At 61.1% G+C, this 22,173-nt stretch carries 22 protein-coding genes; 14 read left to right on the forward strand and 8 right to left on the reverse strand.

Features of this window, described 5'->3' with window-relative positions; translation table 11 throughout:
* The first annotated feature begins 82 nt into the window (after nucleotides 1-82).
* From EP867_RS04330 to EP867_RS04350, 5 genes are read left to right on the forward strand one after another with little or no spacing between them, the layout of a single operon-like run.
* On the forward strand, nucleotides 83-994 hold the full coding sequence (locus tag EP867_RS04330) for an SPOR domain-containing protein (protein WP_128486970.1): 912 nt from the start codon (nucleotides 83-85) through the stop codon (nucleotides 992-994).
* The gene (locus EP867_RS04335; protein WP_128486971.1) at nucleotides 991-1,983 is read left to right on the forward strand and encodes a glycoside hydrolase family 3 N-terminal domain-containing protein; all 993 of its coding nucleotides are present in this window, start codon (nucleotides 991-993) and stop codon (nucleotides 1,981-1,983) included. Before EP867_RS04330 ends, EP867_RS04335 begins: the two co-directional genes overlap by 4 nt.
* Entirely contained in the window at nucleotides 1,983-2,798 is an 816-nt protein-coding gene (locus EP867_RS04340; protein ID WP_128486972.1) for a segregation and condensation protein A, read from the forward strand. Before EP867_RS04335 ends, EP867_RS04340 begins: the two co-directional genes overlap by 1 nt.
* Nucleotides 2,799-2,844: 46 nt before the next feature.
* The gene (scpB, locus tag EP867_RS04345) at nucleotides 2,845-3,450 is read left to right on the forward strand and encodes an SMC-Scp complex subunit ScpB (protein WP_128487004.1); all 606 of its coding nucleotides are present in this window, start codon (nucleotides 2,845-2,847) and stop codon (nucleotides 3,448-3,450) included.
* A 42-nt stretch (nucleotides 3,451-3,492) separates the two neighbouring features.
* Complete coding sequence (locus tag EP867_RS04350) at nucleotides 3,493-4,800, forward strand: replication-associated recombination protein A (protein ID WP_128486973.1); 1,308 nt, start codon at nucleotides 3,493-3,495, stop codon at nucleotides 4,798-4,800.
* On the opposite strand, the gene EP867_RS04355 is transcribed toward EP867_RS04350, so the two are convergent.
* From EP867_RS04355 to EP867_RS04365, 3 genes are all read right to left on the reverse strand, one after another.
* Nucleotides 4,797-5,621, reverse strand: coding sequence for a lysophospholipid acyltransferase family protein (locus EP867_RS04355; RefSeq protein ID WP_128486974.1), 825 nt, complete (start codon nucleotides 5,619-5,621; stop codon nucleotides 4,797-4,799). The genes EP867_RS04350 and EP867_RS04355 overlap by 4 nt on opposite strands.
* The gene (locus EP867_RS04360; protein ID WP_128486975.1) at nucleotides 5,618-6,403 is read right to left on the reverse strand and encodes a GNAT family N-acetyltransferase; all 786 of its coding nucleotides are present in this window, start codon (nucleotides 6,401-6,403) and stop codon (nucleotides 5,618-5,620) included. Before EP867_RS04360 ends, EP867_RS04355 begins: the two co-directional genes overlap by 4 nt.
* A 138-nt stretch (nucleotides 6,404-6,541) precedes the next feature.
* Nucleotides 6,542-6,724 (reverse strand): DUF3553 domain-containing protein, encoded by a 183-nt coding sequence (locus tag EP867_RS04365; RefSeq protein WP_128486976.1) that lies wholly within the window; start codon nucleotides 6,722-6,724, stop codon nucleotides 6,542-6,544.
* Between the two features lie 30 nt (nucleotides 6,725-6,754).
* Here EP867_RS04365 and EP867_RS04370 point away from each other — a divergent pair, with 30 nt between their 5' ends.
* Together EP867_RS04370 and EP867_RS04375 are read left to right on the forward strand one after the other, a co-directional pair.
* Nucleotides 6,755-7,360, forward strand: coding sequence for a histidine phosphotransferase family protein (locus EP867_RS04370; RefSeq protein WP_128486977.1), 606 nt, complete (start codon nucleotides 6,755-6,757; stop codon nucleotides 7,358-7,360).
* 216 nt (nucleotides 7,361-7,576) lie between these two features.
* Nucleotides 7,577-9,022 carry a DEAD/DEAH box helicase gene (locus tag EP867_RS04375; protein ID WP_128486978.1) on the forward strand — a complete coding sequence of 482 codons (1,446 nt, stop codon included), beginning with the start codon at nucleotides 7,577-7,579 and terminating at the stop codon, nucleotides 9,020-9,022.
* 77 nt (nucleotides 9,023-9,099) lie between these two features.
* Here the strand turns inward: EP867_RS04375 and polA are convergent, their stop codons facing one another.
* Nucleotides 9,100-11,913, reverse strand: coding sequence for a DNA polymerase I (gene polA, locus EP867_RS04380; protein ID WP_128486979.1), 2,814 nt, complete (start codon nucleotides 11,911-11,913; stop codon nucleotides 9,100-9,102).
* Nucleotides 11,914-12,000: 87 nt separating this feature from the next.
* Nucleotides 12,001-13,155 carry an amidohydrolase gene (locus tag EP867_RS04385; protein ID WP_128486980.1) on the reverse strand — a complete coding sequence of 385 codons (1,155 nt, stop codon included), beginning with the start codon at nucleotides 13,153-13,155 and terminating at the stop codon, nucleotides 12,001-12,003.
* 313 nt (nucleotides 13,156-13,468) lie between these two features.
* Between EP867_RS04385 and EP867_RS04390 the strand changes: the two genes are divergently transcribed.
* From EP867_RS04390 to EP867_RS04400, 3 genes are all read left to right on the forward strand, one after another.
* Nucleotides 13,469-14,215, forward strand: coding sequence for an SDR family NAD(P)-dependent oxidoreductase (locus EP867_RS04390; RefSeq protein ID WP_128486981.1), 747 nt, complete (start codon nucleotides 13,469-13,471; stop codon nucleotides 14,213-14,215).
* 613 nt (nucleotides 14,216-14,828) lie between these two features.
* Nucleotides 14,829-16,052, forward strand: coding sequence for a tyrosine-type recombinase/integrase (locus EP867_RS04395; protein ID WP_128486982.1), 1,224 nt, complete (start codon nucleotides 14,829-14,831; stop codon nucleotides 16,050-16,052).
* Between the two features lie 49 nt (nucleotides 16,053-16,101).
* Complete coding sequence (locus tag EP867_RS04400) at nucleotides 16,102-16,950, forward strand: metallophosphoesterase (protein WP_164888757.1); 849 nt, start codon at nucleotides 16,102-16,104, stop codon at nucleotides 16,948-16,950.
* Nucleotides 16,951-17,123: 173 nt separating this feature from the next.
* Here the strand turns inward: EP867_RS04400 and EP867_RS04405 are convergent, their stop codons facing one another.
* The 3 genes from EP867_RS04405 to EP867_RS04415 form a co-directional block, all read right to left on the reverse strand.
* The gene (locus EP867_RS04405; RefSeq protein ID WP_128486984.1) at nucleotides 17,124-18,026 is read right to left on the reverse strand and encodes a NaeI family type II restriction endonuclease; all 903 of its coding nucleotides are present in this window, start codon (nucleotides 18,024-18,026) and stop codon (nucleotides 17,124-17,126) included.
* Nucleotides 18,023-18,967, reverse strand: a complete 945-nt coding sequence (locus EP867_RS04410; RefSeq protein WP_128486985.1) for a DNA cytosine methyltransferase — start codon at nucleotides 18,965-18,967, stop codon at nucleotides 18,023-18,025. Before EP867_RS04410 ends, EP867_RS04405 begins: the two co-directional genes overlap by 4 nt.
* A gap of 375 nt (nucleotides 18,968-19,342) precedes the next feature.
* Complete coding sequence (locus tag EP867_RS04415) at nucleotides 19,343-19,600, reverse strand: helix-turn-helix domain-containing protein (RefSeq protein WP_128486986.1); 258 nt, start codon at nucleotides 19,598-19,600, stop codon at nucleotides 19,343-19,345.
* Nucleotides 19,601-19,679: 79 nt separating this feature from the next.
* On the opposite strand from EP867_RS04415, the gene EP867_RS04420 reads away from it, so the two are divergent.
* The 4 genes from EP867_RS04420 to EP867_RS04435 all read left to right on the forward strand — a co-directional run.
* Nucleotides 19,680-20,084: a hypothetical protein gene (locus EP867_RS04420; RefSeq protein ID WP_128486987.1), complete on the forward strand. Its 405-nt coding sequence runs from the start codon at nucleotides 19,680-19,682 to the stop codon at nucleotides 20,082-20,084.
* Nucleotides 20,085-20,132: 48 nt separating this feature from the next.
* Nucleotides 20,133-20,543, forward strand: coding sequence for a hypothetical protein (locus tag EP867_RS04425; protein ID WP_128486988.1), 411 nt, complete (start codon nucleotides 20,133-20,135; stop codon nucleotides 20,541-20,543).
* A gap of 614 nt (nucleotides 20,544-21,157) precedes the next feature.
* Complete coding sequence (locus EP867_RS04430) at nucleotides 21,158-21,490, forward strand: hypothetical protein (RefSeq protein ID WP_128486989.1); 333 nt, start codon at nucleotides 21,158-21,160, stop codon at nucleotides 21,488-21,490.
* On the forward strand, nucleotides 21,490-22,173 hold a 684-nt coding region (locus EP867_RS04435), incomplete at its 3' end, for a relaxase/mobilization nuclease domain-containing protein (RefSeq protein WP_206616307.1). The genes EP867_RS04430 and EP867_RS04435, both read left to right, overlap by 1 nt.

Raw genomic sequence — 22,173 nt, forward strand, 5'->3', positions numbered from 1 at the left:
CCGGTCTGGAAACGGGCAGGGGCGGAGCCGCCCCTGCTGATATAATGAGGCGCGGGACGAACCCTCGCAGGCGGAGCAGGACATGGCAGAAGCGAATTTTAACGAATTCGTGGCCGGGGGAACGTCATCGCGGCGTCCTGGATCCACGGTAAATGTGATTGGTGCGCTGACTTCTCTGGCTCTGCTGGCGGCGGCGGCGGTCTGGGGCTATCGGCTTGCGGTGCGCGATGCCTCGGGCGTTCCGGTCATCATGGCAATGGAAGGCCCGATCCGGGTCGCGCCGGAAGAGCCGGGCGGGCGAATCGCTTCCAACACCGGCCTGACCGTGATGCAGATCGCAGGCTCCGGCGTGGCGGGCGAGGTGCCCGAGCAGATCATTCTGGCTCCGGCACCGGTTGAGCTTGCGGAAGATGATGCCGCCGGGATCGGCTCTGCAGCCCCGCAGGAGGTCGTTGAAAGCGACAGCTTTGCGCGGACCCTGGCGCTGGCCGAAGAGCTCGCCCGTCAGGCGGCTGCGGAATATTCAGAAGACCCGGTCGTCGATAGCGGCGCGTTTGAGGGGGAAGTGGCGGATCTGCCGCCGGGCGCGATGCGCACCTCGCTGCGTCCGATGCCCCGGCCTGAGGGTCGGATGGCTGAGGCTGTCAGCGTGGCGGCTGAGCCGGAGCTGGCGATCTCGGGTGCGGTTGCCGTTTCCGCCGGCCCGGCCGCCGGGCTTGAGGTGGATCCGGCCGCGCTTCCGGCGGGCGCACGCCTCGCGCAGATCGGTGCCTTTGATGATATGGAGCAGGCGCGGGCGGAATGGGACCGGATCTCGGCCCGGCATGGCGCGCTTTTCGATGGGAAAAGCCGGGTGATTCAGCCCGCAAGTTCAGTGGGGCGCACCTTCTACCGGCTGCGTGTGGCAGGATTTATGTCAGAAGATGAGAGCCGCCGGTTCTGTGCGGCAATCGAATCGGGTGATCTGCGCTGTGTGCCGGTGACCCAGCGGTGACTTTGACGGCAGCGATTCTGGGGCTTGATGGCCCCGCACTTCTTCCCGATGAGGCGGCGTTCTTTCGGGACGCCAACCCTTGGGGCTTTGTTCTTTTTGCCCGCAATATCGAAGACCCAGTCCAGCTGTCGCGGCTGACCTCGGATCTGCGTGCTGCGGTGGGCCGGGATGCCCCGATCTTCATTGATCAGGAAGGCGGCCGTGTGCAGCGCCTGCGCGCGCCGCACTGGCATGAGTATCTTCCCGCCATTGACCAGCTTGGCGCAGGTGCGGCGGGCTTTGCGCTGCGCGGCCGCATGATGGCGGCCGAGATGCGCGCCGTTGGTCTTGACGGAAATTTCGCGCCCTGTGCCGATCTGGCCTGGCCTCAGACCCATCCCTTCCTGCGCTCGCGCTGCATGGGGGTGACCGCGGATGAGGTGGCGCAAAACGCGGCGGCCATGGCCGAAGGCCTGCTGCAGGGCGGGGTTCTGCCGGTCATCAAACATCTGCCCGGCCACGGCCGCGCGACCCAGGACAGCCACAAAGAACTGCCGCTGATTGATGTGAGCCGCGTTGAGCTTGAGGCGACGGATTTTGCCCCCTTCCGGGCGCTGAACCATCTGCCGCTGGCGATGACGGCTCATATCGTGTTGCCCTTCCTTGGCGATCAGCCCTGCACCATGAATCCCCGGGCTTTGCAGATGATGCGCCAGGACTGGGGCTTTGGCGGGGCCATCATGTCCGACGACATCGGCATGGGCGCGCTGAGCGGCTCAATCCGTGAGCGTGCGGAGCGTTCGGTGGCGGCGGGCTGCGATCTGGTTTTGCACTGCAATGATGATCTTGCGGGCTTTATGGCGGCGGCAGAGGGCGCGGGCGTGTTGCGGGGGGCGGAGCTTGCGCGCTGTGACGCAGCCCTGGCCGCAAGGCGACAGCCGGAAGCGGTTGACTTTGAGGCCCTGCGCGCTGAACTGGAAGCCCTGATTGCAGCGCAGCCCGGAAGCTGATGGCCGAAGAACTTCAGAGCGAAAGCACGGCGGTGCCTGAGACCACGGCCCCTGAGGCCACAGTGGCCGAGCGCCTCGTGGCTGAGGCGCTGATTGTGGATGTGGCGGGCTTTGAAGGCCCGCTTGATCTTCTGCTGACGCTCTCGCGCAATCAGAAGGTCGATCTGCTGAAGATCTCGGTGCTGCAACTGGCCGAGCAATATCTGGCCTTCGTCGAGACGGCGCGGGATCTGCGCATTGAGCTTGCGGCGGATTATCTGGTGATGGCCGCCTGGATGGCCTATCTGAAATCGCGCATGCTGCTGCCAGTCGAGCTGGGGGACGACGGCCCGAGCGCGGATGATATGGCGGCGCACCTCGCCTGGCAGCTCGAGCGGCTTTCGGCCATGCGCCAGGCGGCGGCAGAGCTGATGGAGCGCCCGCAGCTGGGCCGTGACTTCTTTGGCCGGGGTGAGCCGGAGCAGATCGTCAAAAAGCGCGACATCACCGTTACCTCGACGCTGATGGACCTGATGCAGGCCTATGCCCGCATCAGAACCCGGGATGAATTCCGGCCCTGGGCCTTTGACCGGACCAATCTTTACTCGCTGGAACAGGCGCTTGAACGGCTGCGCGGCCTGCTGGGCTGGCAGGGCGACTGGTTCTCGCTGATGGAATATCTGCCCGAGGACTGGCGCACCGATCCCGCGCGGCGCCGCTCGGCCACGGCTGCGCATTTCGCAGCCTCTCTTGAAATGGCCAAACAGGGTCTGGTGGAGCTGCGCCAGACCGAGACATTCGGCCCCCTGCATCTGAAGGTTCGCACCCGTGAGTGACGCATATCCCCGCTCTGGCCGCCCCTCTCCGGAAGATCAGGAACGCATGGTCGAAGCGATCCTCTTCGCCGCCTTTGAGCCGGTGACCCTGGCCGAGATTGCCCGCCGACTGCCTTCGGGCTGCGATGCAGGGACGGCGCTCGATGATCTGCGCGCACGCTATGAGGGGCGCGGGGTGGAGATCCGCCGCATTGGTGAGGGCTGGGCCTTCCGCACGGCACCCGATCTGAGCCATCTGATGGAAAACGAGCGGGTTGAGACCCGCAAACTCTCCCGCGCGGCCACTGAGACTCTGGCGATCATTGCCTATCACCAGCCGGTGACCCGGGCGGAGATTGAGGAAATCCGGGGCGTCGCGGTCTCGCGTGGCACGCTCGATCAGCTCTTTGAGCTGGAGTGGGTGCGCTTTGGCCGCCGCCGCATGTCGCCGGGCCGTCCGGTGACCTTCCTTGTGACGGAACAGTTCCTTGCGCATTTCGGCCTCGAATCCTCACGCGATCTGCCGGGGCTTGCCGAACTGCGTGCCGCGGGCCTTCTGGATCCGCGCCCGGTTCCCGGCCTCACGCCGCTGCCCGAGGGCGAGGAGGAGGAAGACGATGATCTGCCCGTCTCGCCTGCCGGTGAAGGCGATGATGAGATCTTTGAAGATTAAGCCCCGCTTCCCCCGCACCCTGCGGGGGGCTATCTTTGCGGCATGAGTGATCTTTTCGAATCCGCCCCCCATTCTGACGCCCCCCGCCCGCTGGCGGACCGTCTGCGCCCGCAAAATCTGTCCGAGGTGATCGGCCAGGTTCAGGCGCTCTCGCCTGACGGGCCTTTGGGCGCGATGCTGGCGGCGGGGCAGCTTTCGAACCTGATCCTCTGGGGCCCGCCGGGGGTGGGCAAGACCACCATCGCGCGGCTGCTTGCGCGCGAGACCAACCTGCATTTCGTGCAGATCAGCGCGATCTTCACCGGTGTGCCGGATCTGCGCAAAATTTTTGAGGCAGCAAAGCACCGTCACGCCGAGGGGCGCGGCACGCTGCTGTTTGTGGACGAGATCCACCGCTTCAACAAAGCGCAGCAGGACGGCTTTCTGCCGCATATGGAGGATGGCACTATTGTTCTGGTGGGCGCCACCACCGAGAACCCCTCGTTTGAACTGAACAAGGCGCTGCTGTCACGCTCCTCCGTCATCGTGCTCACACGGCTTGATCTGGCAGAGCTTGAGCGGCTGACGCAGCGGGCCGAAAAGCTGCTGGGATCGGCGCTGCCGCTGACCGGTGAGGCGCGGGATGCGCTGCAGGAAATGGCCGACGGGGACGGGCGCGCGCTTCTCAATCTGATAGAGCAGGTGGCCTCCTGGAAGATCACCACGCCGATGGACCGCGAGGCGCTGTCAAAACGTCTGATGCGGCGGGCGGCGCAATATGACCGCAACGGGGATGAGCATTATAACCTGATCTCCGCATTGCATAAGTCGGTGCGCGGATCCGACCCGGATGCGGCGCTTTACTGGTTTGCGCGGATGCTCGAGGGGGGAGAAGATCCGCGCTATCTCGCGCGGCGCATCGTGCGGATGTCGGTCGAAGATATTGCGCTCGCAGATCCCCAGGCGCAGGATATCTGTCTCAATGCCTGGAATACCTATGAGCGGCTGGGCAGCCCGGAGGGCGAACTGGCGCTGGCCAATGCGCTGGTCTATCTGGCGCTCGCGCCGAAATCGAACGGGGTCTATGTGGCCTATAAGGCGGCGCGGCGGCTGGCCAAAGAGACCGGTTCTCTCATGCCGCCCGCCCATATTCTGAATGCGCCGACGAAGATGATGAAAGATCTGGGCTATGGTCAGGGCTATAACTACGACCATGACGCCGAGGATGGCTTTTCAGGGCAGAACTATTTTCCTGACGGTATCCGCCGCCCCGTGCTTTACAACCCGCCGGAGCGCGGCTTTGAGCGCGAGTTGAACAAGCGGCTGGAGTATTTCGCCAAACTGCGTCTGCGCCGCTCTCAGGGCGACTAGGGGCGCTCAACGCCCCCGCGGACCTTCTCCTCGCAGTAAGCGGCCAGAGACTTGCGATCGGGGAAATCCTGCACCCGGACCGGATCGTGAAAGATCACCTCTGCCGCGCCGTGGCGCGGGGCGGCGAGATATTTCAGAAGCGAGGGCCCGAACTCCATCTCGCCCCACCAGCCGTAAAAGCGCGGATCCTCTCCTTTCGGCGCGGTATAGACCAGCGAGACCGGCTGAATTGAGAGTACATCTTTCAGCCCGTCGGTAAAGAAAGCGGCAAAAAGCGTCGATTTGAACGGGATCACCCGCAGGCTGTCGGTCGAGGTGCCCTCGGGGAAAAACAGCAGCCGGTGCCCGGCGCGCAGCCGTGCTTCAAAGAGGTTCTTCTGCGCTATGGCGTCAGAGCCTTTGCGCCGGATGAACACCGTCCCCGTCGCCCGCGCCAGCCAGCCGATCGCAGGCCAGCTCGCCACTTCGTCTTTTGAGACGAAATAGATCTGCTGCGCTGCGTTGAGGGTGAAAATATCAAACCACCCCGCATGGTTGGCGACAATCGCCCCGCGACCCGCCATCGGCTTGCCGCTGACCTTATAGCGCAGGCCAAAGAGCATCAGAGTGATGCGGCAGACCGCGCGGGTGATATAGGGCGTCACCGGGCGCTTCAGCCCGAAAAGCGGCCGCTCGATCAGCCGCAAGAGCAGCAGCAGGACCAGCCCGCCGAAGATCACCAGCACAATCGGCAGGCCCCGCAACACGACGCGCAGCCAGCCCGTTGCGGTGATCGGCGGGTCTTTGGGCTCGGGCTCTTCGCTGAACCAATAGGGGCTCAAGCTGCGGGCTCCTGTTTGCGGGTGTAGAAACTGCGGTGACGCTCGGACATACGGGCGGTGTCGATGATCAGGCAGATATCGATGGTGTTGAAGTCCCGATCAATAAAGGCGCCTTCGCCGACAAATCCGCCCAGTCGCAGATAGGCTTTGATCAGCGGCGGCATCTCTGACAACGCGGTCCGGCGGTCAAGCGCCTCTGCGGGCAGCAGGTTCATATCCAGACGCCCGGGCGGCAGGGCGGTGACGCGCAGATCGTCGGGGGCCAGATGGTGATGATGCAGCCAGGACAGCGACTGCCGGAAGGCCTGCGGATCGGTGCCGTGGAGGGAGGCCACGCCGAACATCACTTCGATATCGCGCTCCAGCACATATTCGGCCAGCCCATTCCAAAGCTGCAGCATGGCGCTGCCGCCGCGATACTCCGGGTGCACGCAGGAGCGGCCCAGTTCGACCATCCTGCGGCCTGAGGATCTGAGCGGCGTCAGATCATATTCACTCTCTGAGTAATACCGCCCCATCTCAGCCGATTTCTCAGAGGTCAGAAGGCGGTAAACCCCGACTACGCCGGGAAATTCCGGGGTGTCGCGGCGCGCATCGATCAGCAGAAGGTGGTCAAAGAAGGGGTCGAACTCATCGGCTTCAAAGCGGTTCTCGTGATCCACCAGCGGGCCGGTGCCGCCGAGTTCTTCGACAAAGACCTCATAGCGCAGGCGTTGTGCGGCCTGCAGATCGCGAAGGTCCCGCGCGAGGCGGAGGCTGAACTGCGGTTCGGAAATACTCATGAGGCCTTCTGAATTCGGGTTCTGTCCGGGCAGGCCCGGTGCCATGGTTTTAACGCCGAACGGGTGCGTTGCAAAGAAAGTCCCGTAACAGGCGGGTGAATCTTTACCGCACGTTAACTCTTTGCGCAGAAGCTGGCCTCAGCTGTTCCAGACCGGTTCCAAGGCCACGCGCTCGGATTGCACCACGATTTTACCGGCATTTTCAAAGTTCACGGTGACTTTGCCACCGATATTCGACTGCACCTGCCCAAGCCCCCAGTCCGGCTGCGCGGGGTTTTTCACCAGCATGCCGGGTTCGAGCATGTCATTAAGGCTTCGCATGGCGGGGCTCCGTCAAAGTCAGAGGATGAGATGAGCGCGACGACCCATGCCCTGACAGCCATGATCGCATCGCGGATCTGTCACGATCTTATCTCGCCTCTCGGCGCGATCAGCAATGGGGTAGAGCTTTTACAGCTGACCATGGCCCCGCCCGTGCCGCCGGAGCTGCAGCTGATCGCCGATTCCATCCGCAGCGCCAATGCCCGGGTGCTGTTTTTACGTCTGGCTTTTGGCGTTGCGGGTGAGGGGCAGTCCATGGGGCAGGGAGAGCTTGCAGCCCTGGTCCGGGGCTGGACTGAGGGGGGGCGGCTGCAGATTGACTGGCAGCCCGGCCCGCCCTGCAGCCGCCTGCGCGCGCGCCGGGCCTGTCTTGCGCTCCTGTGCCTTGAGGCGGCTTTGCCCCAGGGCGGAGAGATCCGTGTCCGCGACGATGGCGGGCTCTGGCATCTTCGCGCAAGGGGGCGGCGCGTGGCGCTGCCCCCGGCGCTCTGGGAGATGCTTACAGAGCCGCAATGCAGTGTTGAGCTTAGCCCGGGGCGCATTCAATTTGCCCTTCTGCGCGGTGATCTTCTGGAGGGAGACGGGCTGGCCACGGGAAAAATCTCGGAAGATGAGATTGTGCTCAACCTGCCCTGAGCGGGCGGGACCTTGACTTTTGCCCCCCGAGCCCTCAGGTGAAGAGCAGTCGCCGTGATCCGTGCCGCGTGAGCACAAGGGATCCGCCGACCTCAGGTTCCCAAAATCACGCAGGGGCACCGATCCGGCACGGGCATGCGCATAAGGCGCGTGGTTGCGGATTGCCGGTGGCCCTGACGAACGGCCCTCTCTCAGAGGGCCGGAACCGGATGTATTATGACGACTTTTGCTGATCTTGGCCTTGAGCCGAGCATTCTCAAAGCGCTTGAGAAACTGAACTTCGACAAACCGACCCCGATCCAGATCGAGGCGATCCCGCTGATCCTGAAGGGTCATGACCTGATGGGTCTGGCACAGACCGGCACCGGGAAGACGGCAGCCTTCGGCCTGCCGCTGCTGAACCGCATTCTCGATCTGGGCTATCCGCCCAAGCCGCGCACCGTGCGCGCGCTGATCCTCGCGCCGACCCGCGAGCTGGTGGTGCAGATTGCGGATAACCTGAAGCTTTTCACCAAAGGCACCTCGGTCAAAGTGCAGACCGTGATTGGCGGGGCATCGATCAATAAGCAGGTTGAGGGCCTTGCCCGTGGTGCGGATGTGCTGGTGGCAACGCCTGGGCGTCTGATCGACCTTCTGGAGCGCAATGCGCTGAGCCTGACCGAGACCGGCTATCTGGTGCTCGATGAGGCGGATCAGATGCTCGACATGGGCTTCATCCATTTGCTGCGTAAGATCGCGCGCTTCCTGCCGCATGGCCGTCAGACGCTGATGTTCTCGGCCACCATGCCGAAGCTGATTGATGAGCTGGCGCGTGACTATCTGCGCGACCCGAAGAAAGTGGCTGTGAACCCGCCGGGCAAGACCGCGGACCGGATTGACCAGAAGGTGCACTTCACCACCCAGGGCGAGAAGGCGAAGCTGCTGGAAAGCTATCTGCTGAAGCATCCGGGGGAAGCAGCGCTGGTTTTTGGCCGGACCAAACACGGCTCAGAAAAGCTGATGAAGCTCCTCTGCTCCTGGGGGTTCAAGGCCGGGTCCATCCACGGCAACAAAAGCCAGAACCAGCGCGACCGCACCCTGACCGCCTTCCGGACCGGTGAGATCGACATCCTGGTGGCGACCGATGTGGCGGCGCGGGGCATCGATATTCCGCTGGTGCGTCATGTCTATAACTACGACATGCCGAATGTGCCGGATAACTATGTCCACCGCATTGGTCGGACTGCGCGTGCGGGCGCCTCCGGGAAAGCCGTGGCCTTCTGCGCACCGGCGGAGATGGAAGAACTGCGCGCCGTTGAGAAGGTGATCGGCGATGCGCTGCTGATCGCCGGCGGTCTGCCGCATCCCGAAAACGGTTTCAACAACCGTCCCTCGCATCAGCCGCGCCGTCCGGGTCAGGACAAGGGCCGCCCGCAAAAGCCGCGCGGTCCGCGGGGTGGTGGTGAAGGGGCAGAGGGCCAGCCGCGCAAACCGCGTGGTGAAGGTGGTGGTCGCGCAGCCTTTGGCGATAAAGCCCAGGCGCGTGGCGAAGGCCAGCGTCCGGCGAAACCGGCTCGCGGTCCGGGGGGAGAAGCCACCCCGCGCCGCAATGGTCCGGGTGGCAAACCCCAGGGCCGTCCCGGTGGCGGTGGTCGTCCGCAACGCCGTGGCCCGCGGGACTGAGCCTTTTTTAAAAGAAGCGGGGAGGGCTGTCTGCCCTCCCCGCACCCCTCCCGAGAGTATTTTTAAAAAGCCAGAGCTTAGTGGGCCTCCGCCCAGTTCAGGCCGATGCCGGCATCGACGATCAGCGGCACGTCGAGATGCACGGCCGGAGCGGCAGCGCCCTCCATGACGGATTTAACGATCCTGATCACCTCGTCTTCGGCGCCTTTTTCGACTTCAAAGAGCAGTTCGTCATGCACCTGCAACAGCATCTTTGCAGGCAGGTTTCTGATGGCCTCGGGCATGCGGATCATGGCGCGGCGGATGATATCTGCGGCTGAGCCCTGGATCGGCGCGTTGATCGCGGCCCGTTTGGCAAAGCCTGCGCCCGGGCCTTTGGCATTGATCTCGGGCGTGTTGATTTTGCGGCCGAAGAGGGTTTCGACATAGCCCTTCTCTTTTGCCTCGGCGACGGTGCGGTCCATATAGCTGCGGATGCCGGGGAAACGCTCAAAATAGCGGTCGATGAAGCCCTGGGCCTCGGCACGGGGGATGCGCAGGTTGCGGGCGAGGCCAAAGCCCGAGATCCCATAGATGACGCCGAAGTTGATGGCTTTGGCCTGGCGGCGGATCATCGGATCCATGCCCTCGATCGGCACGCCGAACATCTCGGAGGCGGTCATGGCGTGGATGTCGTGACCATCGCGGAAGGCCTGTTTCAGGGCCGGAATATCGGCCATATGGGCCAGAATCCGCAATTCAATCTGGCTGTAGTCGAGCGAGATCAGGGATTTGCCCGGGGGGGCAACAAAAGCCGCGCGGATGCGGCGGCCCTCTTCTGAGCGGACGGGAATGTTCTGCAGGTTGGGATCGGTGGAGGAGAGCCGCCCCGTGACGGCGCCGACCAGCGAGTAGGAGGTGTGAACGCGCCCGGTGTCGCGGTTGATGTGATCCTGCAGCGCATCGGTATAGGTGGATTTCAGCTTGGAGAGCTGGCGCCAGTCGAGAACGCGGGCGGGAAGGTCATGGCCCTCTGAGGCGAGGTCTTCGAGCACCTCAGCGCCGGTCGCCCAGGCGCCGGTTTTGCCCTTCTGGCCGCCGGGCAGGCCGAGCTCATCAAAGAGCACTTCGCCGAGTTGCTTGGGCGAGCCCACGTTGAAGCTGCGGCCTGCGAGCTGGTGAATCTCAGCCTCAAGGCCGGCCATCTTCTGGGCAAAGGCATTGGACATGCGCGAGAGCACATCGCGCTCAACCAGGACGCCTTCGCGTTCCATATCGGCGAGCACCTGCACCAGCGGGCGTTCCAAGGTTTCATAGACCGTGGTCACGCGCTTCTGATGGAGTTCGGGGCGGAACTTCTGCCACAGGCGCAGGGTGATATCGGCGTCTTCGGCGGCATATTTCACGGCTTCATCGACCGGAACACGGTCGAAGGTTATCTGGGATTTGCCAGAGCCGAGCAGGCTTTTGATCGGGATCGGGGTGTGGCCGAGGTGTTGTTCGCTCAGCACATCCATGCCGTGGCTGTGCAGCCCTGCGTAGAGCGCGGAACTCATCAGCATGGTGTCTTCGATGGCGGTGACGGTCAGGCCAAGGCGGGCGAAGATTTTGATGTCATACTTGGCGTTCTGAAAGATTTTCGACACCGAAGGATCGGCCAGAAGCGGCTTGAGAAGCGCGAGCGCTTCATTGACATCCATCTGCCCCCCGGCCCGGGTGGTGCCGCCGAAGAGGTCGTTTTCTCCGCTGACATGGGCGAGCGGCAGATAGGCAGCTTTGCCTGGCGCCAGGGCCAGCGAGACGCCGACCAGATCGGCCACCATCTCATCGAGCGCGGTTGTCTCTGTGTCGACGGCGACATAGCCCTGTTCGCGGGCCTGAGCGATCCATTGTGAGAGGGTGGCTGCGTCGCGGATTGCGACATAGCCTGCGGCGTCAAAGGGCACATCGGCCTGCGGCTGTGCGATCGGCGCGGCTGCACTTGCAGATGCGGCGGGAAGGGCAGGGGCGGCGGGGGGCTCGACCTTGAATTTATCGGCCATGCGCTTGGTCAGCGTGCGGAATTCCATGCGGTTGAGGAATTCCAGGAGCACCTCAGGTTCCGCATCGCGCTGCTCAAGGCTGTCGAGGGGCATGTCGAGATCGGCATCGTCTTTCAGCGTCACAAGCTGGCGCGAAATTCGGATCTGTTCGGCATTGTCGATCAGGGTCTGGCGGCGCTTGGGCTGTTTGATCTCGCCTGCACGCTCCAGCAGCGTATCAAGGTCGCCATACTCCTGGATCAGCATGGCGGCGGTTTTCAGCCCGATCCCCGGCGCGCCCGGCACGTTGTCGACGGAATCGCCCGCGAGACTTTGCACATCGACCACCCGCTCCGGGCCGACGCCGAATTTGGCAAAGACCTCATCGCGCCCGATGCGCAGGTTTTTCATCGGGTCGAGCATCTCAACCCCGTCGCCGACCAGCTGCATCAGGTCTTTGTCAGAGGAGATGATGGTGACGCGGCCACCGGCTTCACGCGCCTGACGCGCAAGGGTGGCGATGATGTCATCAGCCTCCAGCCCTTCGGTTTCGAGGCAGGCCAGGTTGAAGGCGCGCGTCGCTTCGCGGGTCAGGGCAAACTGCGGGCGCAGATCTTCGGGCGGCGGCGGGCGGTTGGCTTTGTAAAGCGGGTAGATCTCATCGCGGAAGGTCTTTGAGGAAAAGTCAAAGACAACAGCCACATGGGTGGGGGCATCCGCAGAGCTGCCGTTCCCCTCGACATAGCGTGCAATCATATTGCAAAAGCCTGCGACCGCACCGACCGGCAGGCCGTCGGATTTGCGCGTCAGCGGCGGCAGCGCGTGATAGGCGCGGAAAATATAGGCCGATCCGTCGATCAGATGCAGATGATGGCCCTTGCCGAATGCCATGGCGCGCGCTCCTTCAAAGGGGCCGGCGGAAGCCGCCGGACCGGTTGTCACTTTGGCTCTGAACCTACAGGGAGCGCGGCGCTGGTGCTACCCCAGAAGGTCGCGGGCGATCTGGTGGAAAAGCCGCACGCCGGGGGCGATGATTTCATCGGGGAACATGTAATCGGGATTGTGAAGGTTGGGTGTCTCCACCCCCGAGCCCAGACGGAACATGGCCGATTTCGCGCCTGCGCGGCTGCCAAAGAGGCCGAAATCTTCCGAGCCGCGCATCGGAAACTGCCCCTCGCAACGCGGCACTCCGGCGGCTTCGGCAGCGGCGATAATGCGGTCGGTGGCTTCGGGATGATTGGTGCAGGCGTTGAAGACATCGTGATGGCTGAACTCTGCCGTAAGCCCGGTGGCGGCGCATTCGGCCTCTACGGCTGCGGTGACCGCGCTGAGAAGATCCTCCATGGCCGCGTCCCGCACCGTGCGCAGGGTCATCCACAATTCGGCCCGCCCGGGGGTGATGCCAAAGGCCTCCTCGCCCATTTTGGCGTGGGTCACCGTGACGAGGCGGAAGGTTTCATCGAGCTGTGCGCCGCCTGGCCCCATGGCCATGACCTGGGGGATCAGCCGCGAAAGCGACAGCGCCGGAGAGAGCGCATATTCCGGGGTTGACGCATGAGAGGTATGTCCGCTCAGCACGACCTTCAGCCCGCGCGAGGCGCAGTTGGCATCGCCCGCCTGCACGGCATAAGCCCCCATCGGCAGGCCGGGGAAATTGTGCAGCGAGAAGGCCCAGTCCGGCTTCAGCGCAGCAAAGCGGGGGGCCGCGATCACCAGGGCCGCACCGGATCCGTCTTCCTCAGCGGGTTGATACATCAGCACGATCCGGCCCCGTGCCGGCGGGCGGCGCGCGATCAGCCGCCCCAGGCCGGTCAGAATTGCCATATGGCCGTCATGGCCGCATTGATGGCCCTTTCCGGGAATTTCAGAAGCAAACTCCGATCCCGTCAGCTCCTCAATCGGCAGGGCATCAAGCTCGCAGCGAAAGAGGACGGTGGGGCCCGGCGCCGCGCCCTCAAAGACCGCAGCCACGCCATGGCCGCCCAGTCCGGTGAGGATCTGCGCCGGATGAAGTGCGGCCAGGGTTTTGCGGATTTCCCCGGCCGTCCATTCCTCCTGCCCGGAGACCTCCGGATGGCGGTGCAGGTGGCGGCGGAATTCGGTAAGATCGTGAATGTCGCTGTTGCTCAGCATGGCTCCCCCCTCAGGGCGTCTTCTGATCACCGGGCGGACCCGGATCCGGCCCGTCTCAGCGGGCCTCAGTTTGTTGTGGCGGGCATCCCGCCCGGCTGCGGGTGGGGATCGGCCCGGGGCATACCATCATGCCCGCGAGAGCGTCGCAATGACAGAACGGGGGCAGGGCGACGCAAACCGCTTCGTCCCTCAAAGGCCGCTGCCTTTCAGTTCCGGCCGGGCGATCCGCCTTTCGCCTTCGTCTTTCTCTTGCACGCCGCACAGGGGGCGGCCATGTTTGCGACGGCATCGACCGGGATGAGGGGGAGAGACGATGAAACTGGACGTGAGCGGAAAAACGGCATTGATTACCGGGGCATCGGGCGGGCTTGGTGCGCATTTTGCCGAAGTGCTTGCCGCTGCCGGAGCGCAGGTGACGCTCTCTGCGCGCCGCGCGGATAAGCTTGCCGATGTGACCGCTGATCTGCGGACAAAGGGCTATGAGGCGGATGCGGTTGATCTCGATGTGACCGATGAGGCGAGCGTAAAGGCGCTCTTTGCGCAGCGCAGCTTTGACATTGTGATCAATAATGCCGGGATCTCGGGAGAGGGCATGGCGATCGATATGCCGGCTGAGGCTTTCGATCAGGTGATCAATACCAACCTGCGCGGCAGCTTTCTGGTGGCTCAGGCCGGAGCCTCCGCGCTGCGCGCAGCGGGTAAACCCGGCGCGATCGTGAATATCGCCTCGATCCTCGGGCTGCGTGTAGGCGGTGGCCTTGTCGCCTATACGGCGTCGAAAGCCGCGGTGGTCCAGATGACCAAGGCCATGGCGCTTGAGTGGGCGCGCTATGGCATCCGTGTGAACGCTCTCTGCCCGGGCTATATTGAAACCCCGATCAACGCGGAGTTTTTCCAGACAAAACCGGGTCTTGCTCTGATTTCTCGCATCCCGCAGCGTCGTCTCGGACGTGAGAGTGAACTGGACGGCGCATTGCTGCTGCTGGCTTCAGACGCCGGCAGCTATATCACCGGGACCACTCTGGCGGTTGACGGCGGGCACCTCGTCTCCGGTCTTTGATGACAGCGCGGGCGTCGGGCCATCCCGACGCCCTGCGAAATGGGGATTCCGGGGCCTGCATCCGGCTGAAAGCCCGAAAGTTTCAGTTTTCGGGCGGTCCAGAGTTGAGCCGCGGATCAAATCAGCTACCGGCTCCGGTCGCGGAAGGATGAAAATCCACGGCAGTTCACAGAGAGTTGCCGATCAGAATCGCACCTCAGGGTGAGGTGCGCGGATATTCGACGCGCCAGCCGAAATGCCAAAAGGCCCACCTTCCCTTTTTCGTGACGCTGCCTTCGGGTCCATGGTTCAAATCTGGTCCCACGGTGTGAACGCGACCCCCGCAAAGCAAATGACCGCCCCGAAGGGCGGCCGTTTTTTGGTGGTATTCCAGAAGAATACTGGTGCCGCTGAAGGGACTCGAACCCCCGACCCCATCATTACGAAACATGCTTCATTAGATTTTCGCGGCTTTGTTTGGGGCTGATCGTCTTTGTCCGGGATGGGTAAGACTTTGAATCTAGTGTGCTAATCTCACTCATGTCGTTGGACTGGCTTTGCGGGGCTTAGCGCCTGTTTGACCAGTTCTGGTTCCAGATTGGTTCCACGGAACCAAGAGAGCGGAGAAAGTGAGATGCCTAAAATCACGAAAACTGCACTTGCCGAACTGGTCCCCAACCCTGATCGGGAAACCTATCTTTGGGACTCGAGCCTGATCGGGTTCGGGGTCCGGATGCTACCCAGCGGAAAGGCGACCTACTTCGTAAAGTATCGCAATTCGGAAGGGCAGTCTCGCAAAATGTCTCTGGGCAGGGTCGGGACCCTGACGCCGGATGAGGCGAGGAAGCTCGCAGCGGCTGCCTTGGGCGAAGTTGCGAAAGGTGGCGATCCCTCTGACGAGCGTCAGAGCAAGCGGATGGCGATGACGGTGCGCGAACTGGCTGAGCGCTACATTGCTGAAGGAAAGGAGCGTTGGAAGAAGAACACCTACCTTTCCAATGAAAGCCAGATCCGTGTGCACATCCTGCCGTTGATTGGCGATCGGAAGGTGGCGAGCCTGAGCTATGAGGACGTCAAAAAGATGCAGGCTGACATCACGGCCGGAAAGACGGCCAAGAAGCAAGAAGGGCGTGCGGGCGTGACCACGGGCGGTAAGGGCGTTGCAAGTCGCGCTGTTGTGATTTTGGGGGCAATGTTGAACCATGCCGTGAACCTGAATGTCGCACAGCGCAACGTGGCTGCCAAAGTAAAGAAGGCGCCCATTGGAAAGCGGAAGCGCTATCTTTCCTTTGACGAACTGCGGTCCTTGGGTGCCGTGCTGAGCAACAGTCCTGAAGAAGGAGATACTGGGATTGCGGTGATCCGTCTCCTCCTCCTGACTGGTATGCGCCGCAATGAGGCTCTGACCATCAAGCCGGCTTATCTGTTGCCGAAGTTCGGGACGATTAACCTGCCTGACAGTAAGCGGGGGGCGCAGACCCGTGCGATTGGGAAGGCAGCTTTCGAGTCACTGCCGCTTCCTGAAAATGGCTGGATTTTCCCTGCTTGTCGCGGGGATGGCCACTACGTCGGGCTGCCGAAAACCCTGAAACGTATTTGCGCGAAGGCCGATATCGCTGGGGTTTCCCCGCATACTTTGCGCCACACCTTCGCTTCGGTGGCAGCAACTATGGAGTTTTCGGAACTGATCATCGCGGGTCTTCTCGGACACGGAAAGCGCACGGTGACCTCGCGCTATGCGCATGTGGCGGACCGCAGCCTCGTGATGGCTGCAAATGTGGTCTCTCGCTGCATTGCAAGGGCTCTGGCAGGTGAAATCGTGGAAGACGAACTCTACAGCATGCCCGAGTCTGACTGAGCTGGGCCGCTCACATCCTCAGTCCACCCCGTCATCTGGAAGGAAGCCAATGAAAATCTTGGTGTTGGCAGATCTTCACTTGGACCAAATTAGTTGCTCAGACTTTAGGAACGAGCTGGGCCAAGCCATTGAAGAGGCTGGTCGAGAAGCAGAGGCCTTGATTATCGCAGGAGATCTGACAGAGCGTGCCGCTGAGCGATGGCCTGACGCGATCCGTTGGCTCAACCAATATTACCCATCGAAACAGACGATCTTAATTCCAGGAAACCATGATTATTACGGGGGGAGCCTCGATAGCCTGGATGCTGAACTCAGCCTGATCTGCCGAGACGCCGGCTGCACCTTCGGACAATGCCTGAATGTTTGTATGGGGAATACACGCATTCTAATGGCAACTCTTTGGACGGACATGCGCCTTTACGAGGGAAAAGGTGCGGCCGCGGTAGCGGAGTCGATCGAAAACGCACAGCTGTTAATGCCGGACTATGCACAAGGTGCCATCACACTGGGCGCTTCAAAACGGCCAGCGACCCCTTATGACACCATTGATGCTCACAACCGTCAAAGGGAGTGGCTGGTGAAAGAACTGGCGAGGCCATGGGCTGGAAAGACCCTCATCGTGACACATCACACACCCCTTCGGAGTGCCTTGAGCAGGAACTCCCTACTGTCCCCATGCTTCGCAAGTGACCTGGGGGCTATCGTTCATGAATATAGGCCTGACGCTTGGCTTTTTGGACATACACACCACCCCGTAAGCTATGTCACCATAAGCGGCACAGTGCTTCAGAATGCATCGCTAGGTTACTCGGATGAGCTTACGGGCTGCACGGTCACCAAACGTGTGCGGGCGGGCCTGATCGAACTTGAATCCTGTGCAGGAGCGAAGCCTCGGTAGTGCCCAGCTTGATCTGATCCCCGAAAAGTCCAACTTCGAGTGGTGCAGAAGGCGGTCTCACCTCAAAGGTCGAAAAGATCTGCCTCCGGGTGGTCCAGTGTTGGGGGGATCAACTAACGAACTGAGGCTCGCCTGGGTTGGACAAAACTCGGGGGCAACGTCAGGGGGCAACGTCAGGGGGCAACGTCAAATGCCGCAACATTCCAGCCATGTCGTGCACAAACGGCGACTTCATGGCTTTGCACTCGGTGAGATATAAATTCACTCTGGCCGCAGTGAGGCAGCCCCAAGTCAGAAATAAGCGCGGCATCATATGTGCCATTCAAAAGCACAATTCCCTCGGCCAGTAACCGGCCACGGGTGCCACGCGATTTATCCGCTCGTAACCGCCGCATAAAGTCCTTCTGAGCGGCAGCCTCCTCGACAACTCTTCTTCCAACCGGTCGATCTAATACGCCACGAAACAGTGAAACTATGCGGTCATTGCCTGTCGCGGCGTTGAATACTTCATCAACCAATTCAGCAGGGATGCTTCGCCAGAAATTCTCTTCAACTGGCTCATTCTTCAGGAGCCACAAAATTTGTGAGAACCCAAAGCTTGAGACACTTTTTTTTCCATCACGGTTTACTCCTCCTGTCAGATACTCGGGGCGAGCAACGAAAATACCGAGGTGACATCGCGAGTTTTGCTCATCAAGGGCCGCTACTAGGCACACATGCCCTAATGCTTCGCTGGGGATCATCCAGTTGCCGGTAATCGTGAACTTCATGTCCACATCACGCCCAGCCACCAGAAAGTCCAAACGCCCCTTTGGGAGTCTGAGCTTTCCACGAACCAGGATTTCCACGCGAGTGCCGAGATAGGTTTTTTCAGTCTTCTCTAACTCTCCATAAGAGCGTCGGCGGGTGTTGGCCGTGTCCACCACATCATCGACGGCAGATCTCAGCATCTTAGGGAACCAAGACCGAAGTTCGCTCTCACCGCCAGCTAAGCGAATGATCTCTCCTGCCAGCCCCGAAAGTAAGGGGAAATCGATATGCCCCGAGATAACTTGGCTGACAGGTAAGGTTTTCATGCGACTGCGTAGATCCTCTTGGCGATAGCAAAATGAATTTTGCGGCCGACCGCCTCAGCTACCGGCGGCGGAAATGCATTACCTACTTGCCGATAGGCATGGGTTTTCCGGCCATAAAACTCCCAATCATCAGGGAACCCCTGAAGCTTTGCGACCATTTTTACGGTTAACCGAGGCATACCCACGAAATCAGGATCTGGCGCTTCCTCAGCAATGGTTTTTCCATTGACGCCCAACGCTTCCCAAGCGCGCTTGGCGCGCGTTGGGCCAAGGTCCGGGCCGCCGTGCTTCTTGGAGCCACCGACAATCGTCGGGGCAATTTCGTCTGCGCGCTCGGCCCATTTCTGCGCACCTAACCAGCCACGTGCAGCCATCATGCCCCGTAGCACCTGGCCCACTGTGGGAGGGTTTACATTGCGTTCCTCCGGCCACTCAAAACGATCCGCGAACTCCTGCTTAACAGCTACGATCACGACGCGAGGACGCAATTGCGGCACGCCAAAGTGAGAGGAGTTCAGAAGCCGCCAATCAGTGACATATCCCATCTTGGTGAGCGTTTGCTTCAAAGAGGATCTATAATCTACGAAGACGGCATCTAGGAAGCCGCGCACGTTTTCCAGCATAACAGCCCGCGGCTTGATCTCGTCGACAAGTCGTAAAGCTTCAGGAAAAAGATCACGCTCATCGTCTTTACCCAACTGTTTTCCAGCGACGGAGAAGGGAGGGCAAGGGACGCCACCTGCGAGCAACTCGACGCCTGCAAACGAAGTTCCTGAGAAGCTGCGAAGATCGCCTTCGCGAACATCCCAATGTGGGCGGTTCAAACGGAGAGTCTGACAAGCATGGCTATCGATCTCCACCAGTGCGCTATGCCCAAATCCAGCGCGTTCCAGCCCAAGAGCTTGACCACCAGCACCAGCACACATTTCGACAGACTGCATCTTACTCTCCTGACAGCGCCCTCCGACTGGAAACATAACAGAAACAATCTAAAGCACCATCCACAAGATGGCACCATGCCACACAGCGCCCTGAACTACAGGCCACTGGCCCCAGAAACCTTCATGCAAATGGACCAGAGGCCCACAATGCACTAACAATCAAACCGGACCACTCAGTGGGAGCACACGATGACTTGCTACAATCGGACCTTCAACTGGACCCAGACACCATGCGAGCTTCCGCATGGTGCATATTCTTTTTTCCTACCGATCTGACTCAGATCGGCACCTCCTGCCCTTAGGGGCAGTCCACTTTCGATCATCGAATTTCAATTTCCGAACAGCGTCTCTAAAAAGCGGATGCATATCCTCGCATCACAGCCCTTGCCGGGCGTCGACCTTGGCTGCAACTGATTGTAAGATTCCGCTTGGGTCCACCCCAATGGCCCGCGCTAACACCACCAGCTCCACCACATCGATACGCCGCTCACCGCTCTCGATCCGGGCGATCATGGACTGGTGGCAGTGCAGGCGTTCCGCCAGTGCCATCTGCGAGAGGCCTGCTTCTTTCCGCGCATTGGTGAGGGCTTCGATCAGGGCCTTCTGGCCGGGGCTATGTATGGTCTTGGTCATGGAGGCTCGCGCTGGAAACGAAAGCACCTTGACCTGAATTTCAGATTATCTAAAAAATAGATAAAGTTAGGAGCAAGCCATGAGCCATATCGAAGAGGGGATCGACTTCCCGGTGAAACTCTTGTGGGACCTCGCGGTGAAGTTGGTCCTCTGCCAGACCCCGCGCCGGACGAGTATCAGCCGAGCCGTCCCACCAGAGCAGCATGATCCTGAGTGGCGGGCCGAGGCGCGCCGTTTGGCCCGCGCCGAGGAGGGTCGGATCAGCATCGACGAACTGTGCGCAACACCTGAGACGCTGCCGACCCGTTTCGATGCGCGCTTTGTCCGTATCTATACTGCGGATGACCTCCTGTGGATGACCCAGCTCGTGATCCATCTTATGGAACAAGATGGCGTGCATTCGGCGGTTATCGCAGACCAGTTCGGTCGACCGAGCTATGTGCCTGCGGTCATCGCCGTGACGGGGCATAATTATCCAGGCTGAGGTTACTAGGTGTGCTAGGCTGCCGACCAATCGGAGCGCCAAAGGGGTATGAAGATGAATGACGATCCACTCGCTCGTGCCCGTGCTTTGGCGGTTCGTCATAAAGCCGAGCTTTTCATCAAGGCCGGACCGATGCTGGACAACGCCGAGATGTTGGGCCGTTTCGGCCTGACACCCGAGCGGCTTGCCGAGATGCGCGAGAACGCCGAGGTTCTCGCGCTGGAACGTGGCGACGTGTGGTTCTACCCGGCCTTCCAGTTCAAGGAGGATGGCAGCCTGATCTATCGCTTGGCCGAGTATCTCGACATCTTCCGCCTCGACAGCCCATGGGCCCTGCTGGATCTAATCCTAGTGGGCACTGAGCTGCACGGCATGGACATCGTTGATGCCATGAGGGCGCGGCGTGACGACATCCTTGATCGCGAGCTGGCTCAAGAGCAGGGGGATGGCTTTGCCTGAGAAGGTCACAAGCAAGAGGGCTTCGAAACAATTTCGAATGTTGGACTGACGTCCCATGGGGCATATTTCGCCGCCCAACCTTGCGCTTTCGATCCGACAACATTTGCCAAAACTCGGGAAACTAACCGGCCCGCATAATCCGACAAATGGAAATGGGCACTCTCTCTAGGTTCTTACAGGAGGCGCCTATTCCCCTCCACGTCGAACACACATCAGCAAGGGGGCACTCGAAGCGCGATCCGTTTTGCTTGTTAGAAAATGTGCAGATCGGATCAGTAGACAGGGTGGATCGAGGACTATGATCTCCTGCGTCTCAACCACCATAGCATAGACGAACGGCAATTTCACCCAAAATGGCGGTCGATTTTCCATGGACGTTCGCCACATCTCGGATCTCAGGCCGACATCTTCATGGCGGCATGCTCGGCAATCCTCGCCTCATGAACCTGCCGTTCCCTGTCTCGCTCGGGGTTATCCACATATTCCGGATCGGGAATCGAAAAGTTTTTCAGCTAAAAACGTGCACTCTCCGAAATCCTTCCTATTAGATCAGAAGAGGCGGCGGAGAGATGACCGATCCGCAAGAGCCTCGTCCGTCGTGAGGAGGTTCTGAGATGGCCGCGAGGTCTGGATCAACCAAAGCTAAAACCAAGGAGATCAAATTCCGCGTCGAACTGGACGTGCTGAAGGAGATCGACGAGCGGCAGATCAATGCGGGCTATGCCACCCGCGCGGCATATCTGATGGCATCGGCACTGAGCGGGGTGGAGACCGATCTCAACACGATCGCGCGCCACATTGGCGGCTTGGGCCATCTCTGCAATGACCTGTTGAGCGCCTTGGGTGATGACCGGAACGCCGCGGTCGAGGAGGATATCCGCCGGACCGTCGATGAGATTAGCAAGGCCTGCCTTCTGATCACCAGTTCGTTGCAGGAGAGGTCCTGATGCGCCCGCACTGCAAACGTCATTCCGATCCCGATGTTCTGATGAACTATACCATGCGGGAGGGAGCTGAGCTGCTTGGCGGGACATTGCCCGTCCTGGTGCCCCAATTGCTGCAAGAGAGGCTCAAAGCCCTGGCAGGTCCAAAAGACGGTCTGCTGCATGTCATCTTATCCCTGCCAAAAGGGCTGCAGGCTTCCAAAGAGCTGTGGCTGAAGATCGTCGCTCGGGCGATGAAGGGGCTTGGGATCGACAGCGAGACCACTCCTTGGTTCTCGGTCCGTCACTCCGATAAAGATTGCGACCATGTCCACACGGGCATCGCGCTTCGTGACTTTGCCGGTCGTCGGTTGGAGGCTCGCACCTCGGAGGCGGCCTGCACGGCGGTTCATCGCGATCTTTGCACACACCTCTGCCTGCCGGAGCCGCCCTATGACGATGGCCGCCTCACGCTAAGCCCTCAAGTCCCCGCCCGCAGGATCCGGTCTGAGCCGCGCAACCGCCTGAAGGATGAACTGACAGAGGCTTTCGTTAAGCATCAGCCTGAGAACATGGAGGCCCTGAATGCCGTGATGGAGACCTTCAAGGCGAAGGCGGTCGTGAACGGTCATGGTGTTTCATCCTGGCAGTGGAGCGACGGCACCTCGACGCTCTGGGGCGGCAGGCTCGGCAAGGCTTGGCAGCCC

It is taken from the genome of Falsigemmobacter intermedius (assembly GCF_004054105.1).
Taxonomy (GTDB): domain Bacteria; phylum Pseudomonadota; class Alphaproteobacteria; order Rhodobacterales; family Rhodobacteraceae; genus Wagnerdoeblera; species Wagnerdoeblera intermedia.